Here is a 12,774-nt window from a genome sequence, read left to right on the forward strand (position 1 = left end):
AAATGTTTATGGAGATAAATTATGAGTAAATTTGAAGGTAAAATAGCAATTGTAACAGGTGGAAGTTCTGGAATTGGTGCTGCAACAGCTCTTGCTTTAGCTAAAGACGGTGCAGATGTGGTTGTACATTATAATGGCGGTAAAGAACGTGCAGAGAAAATTGCACAGGAAATTCAGGCAATGGGAAGGAAAGCGATTGCTCTTAAAGCAAATTTAAGAAGTAAAGTAGAAATATTTCAATTAGTAGAAGACACGATTGCTGAATTTGGAAAAATTGATATTCTTGTAAACAGCGCAGGTAGATTCGATCATTATACTAATTATGAAACGATCACACCGGAAATATGGGATGAAGTTATCGAAACTGACATTACGGGAACATTCTTTTTCTGTAAATATGCATCCGATTATATGATCAAAAGTAGAAAAGGCGTGATTGTAACAGTAGCTTCTGCAGCAGGAGTAATTAGTAATGGTGGTGGCCCTGCATATACAACATCAAAATGGGCAACTATTGGGATGATGAAGAATCTGACTGCATTTCCGGGATGTCATGGCATTCGAGCGAATACAATCTGCCCGGGATTAGTTGCAACACCTATGGTCTCAGATCTGCTCGATAGCGACGATTTCATGAGTAAGATTAATGGTACTCCGGCAGGACGGGTAGGAACGCCAGAAGACATGGCTAAACTGATCTGTTTCCTTGCAAGTGATGATGCAGAGTATATTCATGGTGATGCTATCTTGATTGATGGTGGGCTCGTAGCAAACGGTGGACTGTAATTTATCTGTGTATATCAAAATCTAAATAAGTGAATTACTAATAAGGACGGATCTCATATCATTAAGATTCGTCCTTAAAATTCTATTTGCCTGATTATCAAATAGAATGAACCTGACTAGGATTATTCATGAAATCAAATTCTATAATTATTTGCTTGAAAAGGTTGTAGAATTTGATTTTATTTTTTACTGTTTAAATTCACTTTTGATGTGTATTGCTATTACTCAATTAATGATATTAGAATATCAATGAAATGATCATAGTTTTTTGAATGTATTAGTTTTTGAACATTTTCAGGCTCCGAAATGATACGGATGAAATGATCGAAGATATCAACGAAAATATCTCGCTCTTTTTTGTTGAAGGCAATTAAAGCGATGATTTGTGCACGTTGATTACCCCATTCGACTGGTTTGTCGTTTATGACAATCGAGATGGATGATTTAATTGCATTCATATGCATGGAATGAGGAACGGCAACATTATTGTTGAAAACGGTTGAAGACATTTTTTCACGTTCAATGACATCATCAATGTAGTTTTCCTCGATGAATCCACATTCAACCATTTTTGCACCAATGGACTGAATCATTTGAAACACATCAGGTCGATAAAGATTTTGGTGGAAGATTTGCGGATTAAAAAGTTGAATCAACTGCTTTTTGAGCCGATTATGTTCTTTTTTCTTTTTGAGTTGAAGAACTCTCGAGTTGATAAGATCTATTTCCGTTTCTTTTAGAAAAGGAGAAACTACAATAACCTCTGCGCCGGTATCGGCAGGTAGTTCGACTGTCGAAATGACCAACTCCGTGTTGATTTCAGTAAAGTTTGAATCAATGGTAGTATATACTCTTTGGATGTCTAAAAGGGCATCAAAATAATGATTGATTCTATCAATCATGGTCTTATGTGTATCGTAATAGTCTAGACATATTATTGTACAACTTATTCTTTTGCCTGTTATTTTTTTCTGCTCTAGAAAAGCAGCGATATGAAAAGCTACATAAGCAATTTCATCTTCACTGATCTCAATGGATTCCTCTTTTTGAATGTCGTTTGAGATATAAACAGCTAAATCGTATATCAATGGATAGGTTGCTTTGACCTGCTTTGCAAGCGGATTTTTAGCAGATTGCTTATGGTGGGCACGAATGATCAAATTATGGACATGTAGCATAAAACGGATAAGGAATTGATCATCATAAAGGCTCACCATGTAATTTTCATAAACCTTTTTCAGTACTTGCTCAACCAGAGTGATTTCGTGAGCATCCATGTATTCTGACAAATTCTGTCTATTTAGGATATCCTGACGCAAAATTGTAGTCTTACTAATCAACATAGCAGCTAGATTATATAATTCGAAGCTGTCAATACATACATCGAACTGTGATTCAATAAGTTTCGCGATGGCTTCGGCTGCCTGGTATTCTTTTTTATCGCTCAGAATATCTAAATTTTGAGGACGAATGATATGGTGCTTTTTGATTCGTTGTGTGGTTATCATGATATGAACCAAAATATTACCAATGGTATATTCATTTACATAAAGGTTATGATCTCTCAGGAGGCCAAGCATTTTCTCTTTGAATTCGCCTAAATCATAGCCGAAGGCTTCTTCGATACTTTTCAGATTTAATATTTTTGTATTGCATTCTTGATAAAAGATATAGGTCATCAGTTTTCGTTTATTGGTTTCCATACCCTCCATAATAATTAATTCGCCTGAGTGACGAATAGACAAATTAAATAACTCCAGAATAGGCTTTGCTTTTCTTAAATCATTTTCCAAAGTTGGCTCACTGATAAAAATTGAATCACTGAGGTCGAAGATGCTGAGACCATCACTATTTATAACGAGTTGATTCAATATATAATAAATTCGTTTTTCAGGTGTTTGGTAGTAAGTATCATTTTCTTTCAGCAGCTCTTTGTATTTTTTATAAGCTGAAGGATTAATCTTATATCCGGAACTTGATGAAAGTATTAAAGGAGTTTCTGTTTGGTTTGAATTGATCAGGCTAATCCATTTTCTTATTGTACGCGAAGATACGGCAAAATGATTGGCTAAAAGACCGGCTTTTAGCCAATCATTCCTATTCAGGAAAAAATCAATGAATTCTTTATGTCTCTCAATATCCATAATAACACCAGATTTTAGCTATAGCTGTTAAATGGTTATATTTTAGGCTAACATGATAAAAAAGTCAAATTATTTTGTTCCTATAGGTAGGAAGCTAATTTATTTGATAGGTTAGATATGATGTGCGATAATAAATCACAACTTGGAAGGAGGGTTAAAATGAAGGAAGTAAACGTTTTAATTGTTTGTGGTGGTGGAGCATCCAGTGGGTTTTTGGCTCAAAGTGTAAGAAAATCGGCGCAGAGAAGAGGCTTAGCCTTTAATATAAAAGCGCGTAGCGAATCTGAGGTTGAAGATTATATCAATGATATTGACGTGTTACTTTTCGGCCCTCATTTGAAATACATGGAAGAAGAACTGAAAAAGGCAGGAGAAACACATCAGGTTCCTGTCGCGATGATTGATCAATCCATATATGGGCGGTTAGATGGAGAGAAATGCGTAGATGTTATTCTAGAATTATTAAAAAACAATATCTAAGAAAGGAGATATCACAATGAAAAAGTTTATAGAGTGGATGAATGAAAGATTTGCTCCGGCAATGAACAAAATCACCGGAAACCCTTGGGTTTCTTCAGTTCAAGGTTCAATCATGGGTGTTATACCTTTAATTCTTGTGGGTTCATTGATTACCATGGTTTCGATCCTCAATGGATTTTTCCCGAATATGCCTGACTTTTCACCGATTTCCTCATTCTCGTTCGGATTGATGAGTATGTTTATCGCGTTCTTGGTACCATACAATGCCATGGAGAAATTCAAGAAGAATGATAGAAAGATCATCTCAGGTCTAACTGGTATTGCACTGTTCTTGATGCTTCTGAAGCCTAGTTTCATGGACAACGGTGATATTGCGATCAGCTTTGAAAGGCTGGGTGCGAACGGTATGTTTGTTTCTCTTTTTGTAGGTTTAGTTGTGGCAGTGTCAATGTATCTGTTCAGTAAAAAATCATTTTTCAGTGCCTCGAGTTCTTTGCCAGACTTTATCATTATATGGTTCGACACGATCATTCCGATCACATTATTACTTGTTATAGGTTGGCTCTTCACATTCCAGATTGGTTTGGATCTGTATGCCATTATTATAAAATTGTTTGAACCATTGTCCTTATTGGGACAAGTTTTTGGGGATTTGTTCTTGGTACTTTTGTTTGCGTTGCATTGTATTCATTCGGAATCAGTCCTTGGGCGCCATATCCGATTTTTTTCCCGATCTGGGTTGCCGGGATCGAAGCGAATGCCCATAATATAGCTGCAGGTCTACAACCACATAATATCCATACCTTTGAAACTTTGATGGGATGGATATGGCTTGGGGGTATGGGAACAACTTTGCCATTGGTGATCATGATGCTGTTCTGGGCTAAGTCCAGCCATTTGAAGGCTATCGGAAAAATAACGATAGCACCAGCAATCTTCAACATCAATGAACCTGTCGTATTTGGCGCCCCGATTGCTTTCAATCCTATCCTTATGATTCCTATGTGGCTGAACGGACTACTGATACCTGCAATCACTTATATTGTTCTGAATATGGGGATGGTTACGATTCCTTCACAAGTCATGCAAATGTGGTACATCCCGGTTGGCATTTCCACATACTTGGTCAACTTTGACTGGAGAGGGTTGATATTATTAGCGGTGAATCTTGCTGTATCATTTCTTATTTGGTATCCTTTCTTTAAAGTTTATGATATGCAGGAAGTCGGGAAAGAGATCGCAGAAGCGAAAGTTCAGAACTCATAGTAGAAGTAAGGAAGATAAGTCATATGTCAATCAACATAAATGAAACAGAAATGAATGAGTTGAGCATGAGCATTATTATGCTCGCAGGTAATGCCAGGACAATGGTCAACGATGCTTTGATGATTGTTGAAAAAGGTAATTTTGATGATGCGTATCTAAAATTGAAAGATGCAAAAAAAGAGATTGCTGCTGCGCACTCGAAACAAACCAAAATGATTCAAGGAGAAGCAGGCGGGGATAATATCCCATTCTCTTTACTCTTTGCCCATGCGCAGGACACCTTGATGGTTGTCATGAGTGAGTATAATACAGCAAATCGATTGATTTCGCTATTTAAAGTATTAGATTCACGATTAAAGAAGTTGGAAGAATAAAGGAAGCGAACATATGAAATATAAGAATCCTACAGCCTTTCCTCAAGATTTTTTATGGTCTGCAGCTACGTCTGCATATCAAATTGAAGGTGCGTATCTGGAAGATGGGAAATCCCTATCAGTTGTTGATCTCAATATTAATTCTGCTTATGCCGATACGAGCATCACATCGGATCATTACCACCGTTTCAAAGAAGACGTGGCCCTAATGAAGGAATTGGGATTAAAAGCCTATCGGTTTTCAATCTCCTGGCCTAGAGTACTGCCGAACGGCAGAGGTGAAGTGAATAAGAAGGGTATTGAATTCTATCTCAATCTCGTTAAGGAACTGAAGGAAAACGGTATTGAGCCTTTGGCTACTATTTATCATTTTGATTTGCCGGATTGTTTACAAAAAGAATATGGTGGCTGGTCCAGTAGAAAAATCATTGATGATTTCGCTTATTACTGTGAAGTGCTTTTCGAACACCTCGGAGAAAATATCAAGTACTGGTTCACCATCAATGAGCAAAGTAATATGTTCTTGCTGCCATACTTGATGGTGTTCGACACAGATAAATCTTTGGAAAAACAGAAATACGAAATGAACCATATCATGACATTAGCACATGCTAAATCAATCCAGTTATTTAGGGAGATGGTTCCTTCGGGTAAAATAGGACCAGCTATCGGTATTTCTCCGAATTATCCTAAGAGTTGTGACCCGAAAGACATTCAAGCATCAAGAGAAGCAGATGATTTTAGGACATATCTTTTCACAGATCTTTATGTTTATGGACATTATCGTCCGAACATATGGAAATACATGTTAGAAAATAATGTGGCTCCGACTATTATGGAAGGGGACCTGGAGTTGATTGCAGGTTCGAAACCGGATTTTCTAGGACTCAACTATTATCAAAGCAGGGTGGTTGCTTATGCGCCGGAAACCCTGGAGAACAAGGATATTATTCTTAATACAGGCGGTAACAAAGGCGCAACTGGCTATGAAGTTATACCCGGTATCTATCAAGGTTCATCAAATCAATATCTAGAAAAGACGGACTGGGATTGGGAAGTCGATCCGATAGGATTGCGGGTACTGCTGAATGATTTGAATGACCGGTATCATCTGCCGATCATAATTACTGAGAATGGAATAGGTGCAATCGAGGAACTAACCAAAGAGCGGCAGGTGCATGATTATTATAGAATTAATTATTTAAAAAATCATCTGGCACAGTGCCGATTGGCAATTAATGACGGTGTAAAACTGTTTGGTTACTGCCCATGGTCTTTTATGGATTTATTGAGTACAACCAGCGGATTTCGCAAACGTTATGAATTTGTTTTCGTAAATCGGGAAGATGAGGACTTGATGGATTTAAGCCGCATCAAGAAAGATAGTTTTTATTGGTATAAGAATATTATAGAAACTAACGGAGACATGCTTCAGGGAGATGTTTAGGAAATGAAAGGAGAAAGAGCATTATGATATCAAAAGACATCCAAATAATAAATGAATTGGGCCTTCATGCAAGACCTGCCTCATTATTTGTCACAACAGCCTCAAAATTCAACTCAAACATTAAGGTTACTTTTGAGGATAAACAAGGTGATGCAAAATCTATCCTGAATGTGCTGGCATTAGCTGTCAAAAAGGGGGATAAGATTACAATTCATGTTGAAGGACAAGATGAAGCCGAAGCTGCCAATGCATTGCTTGAGTTGGTGGAAAGTGGATTCAATGAGTTTTGATCGTAATTAATCGAAGAGAAAGAGGAGGTCTGAATGCTTAGAGGAACAGGCGTATCTCCGGGAATCGTTTTTGGGAAAGTTTTAATTATAAAAAACGAACCATTGATCATTAAAAAAGATAAAATTAAAAATGTCGAAATAGAAAAAAGTTCTCTACTTAATGCGCTTGAGAATTCGAAGGAAGAATTGATGAAAATCAAAGAGAAAGCAATGCTTGAGATGGGGGAGGAGAAAGCAGCTATTTTTGATGCACACCTCAACATACTGCAGGATCCGGAACTTTTGAAGAATACATTAACTGAAATAGAGACGAATAGTATCAATGCGGCATATGCATTTCAAACCGTTGCTGAGCAGTTCATTGCAATTTTTGAATCCATGGATAATGAATATATGAAAGAGAGATCTGCTGATATAAAAGACGTATCCGATCGTGTCGTTCGCAACATCTTGGGACAAAAAGTGGTAGAGTTGTCTTCGCTAGATGAAGAGGTCATTTTAGTAGCCCATGATTTAACTCCATCAGATACTGCGGCGATGGATAAGAAAAAAGTCAAGGGCTTCTTAACGAATCTCGGTGGAAGGACTTCTCATACAGCCATCATGGCAAGAACCCTTGAAATACCTGCTATCATTGGATTGAAAACTATTACTGAACAAGTGGAAAATTCCGATTTTGTTGTGTTGAATGGGGAGACTGGTGATGTCATCATCAATCCAAAGAAAGATGAGATAGATGACTTCTATAGGCGCAGAGAAGTCTATATGAAAAATAGAGAAAACCTAATTGCCATGAAAGGACGAGAAAGCACGACCATCGACGGGAAAAAAGTTGAACTTGCAGGGAACATTGGTACTGCTAATGATATTAGCAGCCTGAAGAAACATGACGCAGAAGGTGTTGGATTATTTAGAACGGAGTTCGTTTATATAGAGCGTAATGCTCTTCCGACTGAAGATGAACAATTTGAAGAGTATAAAAAGGTTCTGGAAGCATGGAATACAAAACCGGTAGTGGTTAGAACCATGGATATCGGTGGCGATAAAAAGCTCCCATATCTCGGCGTAGAGGAAGAAGTCAATCCATTCTTGGGTTACCGTGCTATCAGACTTTGTTTGAAAGAAAAGGAAATATTTAAGACACAATTAAGGGCATTGCTTAGAGCCAGCATATATGGTGAGTTGAAGATCATGTTTCCGATGATTTCAAGTCTGGAAGAACTCCTGGAAGCTAAAGAAGTTTTGCATGGTGCCAAATTAAGCTTGGATGAAGATAATATTCCCTATGCCAATCATATAGAGGTGGGCATGATGATTGAGGTGCCTTCTGCTGCCATCATCAGTGATATCCTGGCAAAACATGTGGACTTTTTTAGCATCGGAACAAACGACTTGGTGCAGTACACATGTGCCGTGGATCGTATGAATGAAAAAATACATCATCTATACAATCCCCTCAATCCTGCTGTATTGAGGTTAATAAAAATGGTAATTGATAATGGACATCAAGCAGGCATATGGGTTGGCATGTGTGGTGAAATGGCAGGTGATGAGAGTATGATTCCACTCTTGATAGGAATGGGACTCGATGAATTTAGTATGAGCGCAACTTCGATATTACCTGCAAGAAAACAAATCACGTCATTATCGTATGAGACGGTAAAACAGCTTGTGGATCAGGTTATGAAAATGGGCACCGTAAAAGAGATTGAAGCTTTCATGGAAAAGATGACTAATGCATAAATTCATTACTTTCCCAAGATTAGCTGATTGTTAAGAAGTAAGGTCGACGATATTCATTTTGAGGAATTTATCCAAGTACGATTTTATTAATAAATTTGCAGCACTGAATGGCGAGCCAATGTACTTCATCATCTCAGGGAAGAAAACGGAAGAACAAACGTGTTTCTCAAATAGCCTCTACGGGATTGAAATGTTCAACAGCACCATTAGTCGGGCTGCTGATAAAATCCTCCCGATCACAAAGGATGGCAAAGCAGACCGCTTGAAGAAATCTATGCAGTAGTATTTATGGACGCCATTCATTATCATGTAAGGAACGAAGGCCAGATCATCAAGAAAGCAGAAACATAGCACGTAGAAGCGATAGTTCTGATGATGTATTGTGTTTTGGAGGAGGAAAAGTAGGATATGTCCACAAGATGTTGTGGTTCCGGAGCAAAAAACGGGCTGAAAAGTGCATTTTTCGGCCCGTTTTTTGGGAAATTTAGTCTTAGGGATATGCCAAAACGAGAGATTTTAAATGAGTATTCTATCCGATTTCCAGGTGTATGCGTCCGGAACATCCGGACACGAAACCGGAAGTATCCGGACACTTTGCCGGCTAAATTGATTGTAAAATAATTGCCGCTTTTCGGTAGCAAATATTGTCAGTATTTAGAATTCATCGATGCCTCGCATTTTCTTGGCGGTCATAACTTCTCTCATCAAAATCTTTGAATCAAGTTCGAGAATGTAGGAGTTATGGATGATCCGGTCCATGATCGCATCAGCGAAGTTAGAATCGGGGAAAAGCTCATACCACTGCCCATGAGATATCTGCCCGGCCAGGATCATAGAGCCTCTGTTGTAGCGGGATTCTGCAATTTTCAGTATGTCACGGCTTTCCTCAAGACTGTATGATTTCAACCCAATATCATCAAGGATCAAGAGTCGTGTGCTTTGAAGCCCTTTCATAAATTCCGAGTATTGATTATGGGACTTTGCATCCTCAATGTTCAGAAGCAGTTCCGGAATCCTGTCATCCTGGGATTTTGTATTTGTCTATGCACCCCCGCGTTAAGCACTTGCAAAAATCTAAAGGGTTATTATGAAGGACATGAGTGATCGCCTGATATGTGAATCATTTTTGGCGGATTTCTTATGAACTGTCAGGATCGGAATTTGTGTCGAGAAATCATTCTTCATCTGGCTCTGATTCAGATGGGAGAGAGCTCCAAAAGACTTCCCAGTAGCAACCAGCGAAGAAATGGAGGCACTCTGGGATGCTGAAGAAGAGGAAGTGATGCAAGCAGAATTCCGAATGTTGAAAATGGGATAATTACCAAATAATTGGTCGATTTTTCTTGTGAGAAACTTCTCATAGGGATACAATTGGAATAACAATGTTGTTGATATTGTTACTCCTGTGGGAGGTAAGATATATACAATAATATACCTTTAGGAGGAAAATATGGATCAAAATGCAAATCATATAGATAATACATATCGTGAAGTTGGTTTTAAGGAACTTTTTGAAGAAAAGGAACTTTGGCGTTTAGCAGTAGAAGGAAGCGGAATGGGCGTTTGGGACTGGAATATATCAACAAATAAAGTGTTTTATTCCGAACAATGGAAGAAAATGATAGGGTTTGAACCAAATGAAATTTCGGATAGCCTTGATGAATGGGAAAAACGGGTTCATCCAGATGATAAAACAAAAGTCCTTGAGGATATAAATAATCATTTTAACAAAAAAACTTATAATTATGAAAATGAACACAGAATTCTATGTAAGGACGGAACATACAAATGGATTTCCGATAAAGGGAAAATCGTATCCTGGTCAGAAGATGGAAAACCTGTTAGGATGATTGGAACACATACTGACTTAACAAGACATTTTGAATTGCAAAAGCAGATAATAGAAACTGACGAGAAGTTTAGAAATATATTTCAACAATCTCCTGTCGCCATTGAGTTATATGACTCTGACGGTAAGCTGATTGCTGTTAATAAGGCTTGCCTGGAAATGTTTGGGGTAGTTGATATTAACGAGGTGTTAGGATTTGACCTGTTTCAAGATCCAAATGTCCCTGATAGCAATAAAAGTAAACTGCTAAAAGGTGAAGCAGTAAGGCATGAATGTGTGTTCAGCCTGGATATAGTCAGAGAATTGGAACTTTATAGAACAACTAAGAGTGGAGTTATAATCCTCGACTGGGTAATCGCGCCCCTGAAAAGTGAATTTGGAGCAATTACCGGATATTTGGCACAAATACAGGATATTTCTAAACTTCAGATGGCAAATGGGAAGTTTCGGAAGGCTTTTGAATGCTGTCCGTCTCCAATGATGATTACCACTGTTGAAAAAGGCGAACTTATTGAAGTTAACAGTGCTTTTTTAAATGCTATGGATTTCACAAAAGCAGAAGTTACCGGAAAAACATTAAGAGAACTGAATATTTATAAAGATGATAATTGCAGAAGTAAAATATTAGAAAAGCTTAAAACAGATGGTTATATAAAAGAGGTTGAAGTAAATATCAGCACAAAACATGGTAAGGAATTAATATTCCTTTTTTCTGCCGATTATTTAGATACTTTTGAAAAAAAGTTTTTATTAATCGTTCTGTTCGACATTACAGAAAGAAAAAAGACGGAAGCAGAATTGAAAGCTGCAAAGCTGTCTGCAGAAACGACGAATATGGCAAAAAGCATTTTTTTAGCAAATATGTCCCATGAAATACGGACTCCAATGAATGGTATTTGTGGGTTATTAGCATGTTTATCAGAAACGAAACTTACTAAAGAACAAAAAGAATTTGTCGATGACGCCAGAAAAGCTTCTACAGAATTGTTAAATATAGTTAATGATATTCTTGATTTTTCCAAAATTGAATCCGGTAAACTGAGGTTTGAGGAAATTAGCTTTAGTATCAGAATGATTATTGATGACGCAATTTCCTTAATAAAGCCTACCGTGACGAGTAAAGGGATTGAATTACAGATATATGTTGACGCTGGCTTGCCAGTATGGGTTGTTGGCGATCCGTACAGATTAAAGCAGGTTTTGAATAATTTATTAAACAATGCAGTCAAATTTACGGATAAGGGAAAAATTGATATTCAGGTTAAGTTATTAGAAGAAAGCTGCGAGCAATTGGTAGTCCAATTTGATATACAGGATACCGGCATTGGAATACATGAGGAATATATGGACAACCTTTTTGACCTGTTTACTCAAGCAGATGAATCCGTTACAAGAAAGTATGGGGGGACTGGACTGGGGCTGGCAATATGCAGTGAACTTGTACAAATGATGAATGGTACTATTCATGTCGAAAGTATTCCGGGAAGAGGTTCCTGTTTTTCGTTTACAGCAGTTCTTGGGAGAAGTTATGAAGTGGAACTGATGAACTTTTCTCAAACAAACCAGAATGAGCTGAGCTTAATTGAAAATCAGAAACATACTGGAATATTGAGATTACTGGTGGTTGACGATAATGAGATGAACCGTAAAGTTGCATTAAGCATGCTTAAGCAGGAAAATGCCGTTTGTGATTTAGCTTTTAATGGATTAGAAGCATTAAAGGCTTGTGAAGATAAAGACTACGACATAATTTTTATGGATTGTCAAATGCCTGTAATGGATGGACTGGCAGCTACAGAAGCGATAAGGGCCAGAGAATACGGCGGTAAGCATACGTTTATTGTGGCCATGACAGCCAATGCCCTGAAGGAAGAATGGGAAAAATGTATTTCTTCGGGAATGGATGGTTATATCAGTAAGCCATTTTCCATGGCAGAGATAAAAAATATATTAGATAATTATAGGAATATCAATAGGAGAGATTTGAAACCATGCAGTAAAGGGATTGATTCTGATGAAATTGATACAGTGATAGACAGGCTTGTAGACGAGGTTCAATTTAAACCCAGTGAAGCAAGAAATACTATTCATGAATATATTGGTGAATTAAAGAATGAAATTTCAGAGTTATCTACTTTAATAAGAAGTAACCGTTATAAAGAAGCGGTAATGCTACTTCATAAACTCAAGGGTACAACAGGGAACTTGAGAATGCAAAGGCTGCATGTTATTTTTTCTGAGTTTGAAGAAGCTATCCAAAATAATAAATCAAATGATTATGCTACTTATTTGCTGCGTTTTGAAAATTATATTGAAAAGGTTGATTGAAAACATAACTTCCGTTTTCTGTACAGACAAGTGATTGAAAGAGTAAGCGCAGTTTTTTTAGAAATGA

At 37.5% G+C, this 12,774-nt stretch carries 13 protein-coding genes; 11 read left to right on the forward strand and 2 right to left on the reverse strand.

All coding sequences use genetic code 11. From position 1 onward, the window contains the following. The first annotated feature begins 21 nt into the window (after positions 1 to 21). Positions 22 to 786 (forward strand): SDR family NAD(P)-dependent oxidoreductase, encoded by a 765-nt coding sequence (locus KCX82_RS18215; RefSeq protein WP_227019916.1) that lies wholly within the window; start codon positions 22 to 24, stop codon positions 784 to 786. A 221-nt stretch (positions 787 to 1,007) separates the two neighbouring features. Here the strand turns inward: KCX82_RS18215 and KCX82_RS18220 are convergent, their stop codons facing one another. Then, the gene (locus KCX82_RS18220) at positions 1,008 to 2,930 is read right to left on the reverse strand and encodes a BglG family transcription antiterminator (protein ID WP_227019917.1); all 1,923 of its coding nucleotides are present in this window, start codon (positions 2,928 to 2,930) and stop codon (positions 1,008 to 1,010) included. 159 nt (positions 2,931 to 3,089) lie between these two features. On the opposite strand from KCX82_RS18220, the gene KCX82_RS18225 reads away from it, so the two are divergent. The 9 genes from KCX82_RS18225 to KCX82_RS23435 all read left to right on the forward strand — a co-directional run bounded on the left by KCX82_RS18225 (position 3,090) and on the right by KCX82_RS23435 (position 8,881). Beyond that, positions 3,090 to 3,410 (forward strand): PTS sugar transporter subunit IIB, encoded by a 321-nt coding sequence (locus KCX82_RS18225; RefSeq protein WP_227019918.1) that lies wholly within the window; start codon positions 3,090 to 3,092, stop codon positions 3,408 to 3,410. A 16-nt stretch (positions 3,411 to 3,426) separates the two neighbouring features. Next, positions 3,427 to 4,182, forward strand: coding sequence for a PTS transporter subunit EIIC (locus tag KCX82_RS18230; RefSeq protein ID WP_227019931.1), 756 nt, complete (start codon positions 3,427 to 3,429; stop codon positions 4,180 to 4,182). After that, a complete protein-coding gene (locus tag KCX82_RS18235) occupies positions 4,092 to 4,676 on the forward strand; it encodes a PTS transporter subunit EIIC (protein ID WP_227019919.1) in 585 nt (194 codons plus the stop codon). Before KCX82_RS18230 ends, KCX82_RS18235 begins: the two co-directional genes overlap by 91 nt. Before the next feature lie 23 nt (positions 4,677 to 4,699). After that, positions 4,700 to 5,050: a PTS sugar transporter subunit IIA gene (locus KCX82_RS18240; RefSeq protein WP_227019920.1), complete on the forward strand. Its 351-nt coding sequence runs from the start codon at positions 4,700 to 4,702 to the stop codon at positions 5,048 to 5,050. Positions 5,051 to 5,063: 13 nt separating this feature from the next. Next, a complete protein-coding gene (locus tag KCX82_RS18245; protein ID WP_227019921.1) occupies positions 5,064 to 6,497 on the forward strand; it encodes a glycoside hydrolase family 1 protein in 1,434 nt (477 codons plus the stop codon). Positions 6,498 to 6,520: 23 nt separating this feature from the next. Then, a complete protein-coding gene (locus KCX82_RS18250) occupies positions 6,521 to 6,787 on the forward strand; it encodes an HPr family phosphocarrier protein (protein WP_227019922.1) in 267 nt (88 codons plus the stop codon). Between the two features lie 33 nt (positions 6,788 to 6,820). Then, on the forward strand, positions 6,821 to 8,530 hold the full coding sequence (ptsP, locus tag KCX82_RS18255; RefSeq protein ID WP_227019923.1) for a phosphoenolpyruvate--protein phosphotransferase: 1,710 nt from the start codon (positions 6,821 to 6,823) through the stop codon (positions 8,528 to 8,530). A 118-nt stretch (positions 8,531 to 8,648) separates the two neighbouring features. Beyond that, positions 8,649 to 8,813 (forward strand): hypothetical protein, encoded by a 165-nt coding sequence (locus KCX82_RS23430; protein WP_465250679.1) that lies wholly within the window; start codon positions 8,649 to 8,651, stop codon positions 8,811 to 8,813. After that, positions 8,801 to 8,881 (forward strand): hypothetical protein, encoded by an 81-nt coding sequence (locus tag KCX82_RS23435; protein ID WP_465250680.1) that lies wholly within the window; start codon positions 8,801 to 8,803, stop codon positions 8,879 to 8,881. The genes KCX82_RS23430 and KCX82_RS23435 overlap by 13 nt, the downstream gene beginning before the upstream one ends. Positions 8,882 to 9,184: 303 nt before the next feature. On the opposite strand, the gene KCX82_RS18265 is transcribed toward KCX82_RS23435, so the two are convergent. Continuing rightward, on the reverse strand, positions 9,185 to 9,544 hold the full coding sequence (locus KCX82_RS18265; RefSeq protein WP_227019930.1) for an ATP-binding protein: 360 nt from the start codon (positions 9,542 to 9,544) through the stop codon (positions 9,185 to 9,187). 436 nt (positions 9,545 to 9,980) lie between these two features. Here KCX82_RS18265 and KCX82_RS18270 point away from each other — a divergent pair, with 436 nt between their 5' ends. After that, complete coding sequence (locus KCX82_RS18270) at positions 9,981 to 12,707, forward strand: PAS domain S-box protein (protein WP_227019924.1); 2,727 nt, start codon at positions 9,981 to 9,983, stop codon at positions 12,705 to 12,707. Positions 12,708 to 12,774 lie beyond the last annotated feature (67 nt).

The organism is Sinanaerobacter chloroacetimidivorans (assembly GCF_018128545.1).
Taxonomy (GTDB): Bacteria; Bacillota; Clostridia; order Peptostreptococcales; family Anaerovoracaceae; genus Sinanaerobacter; species Sinanaerobacter chloroacetimidivorans.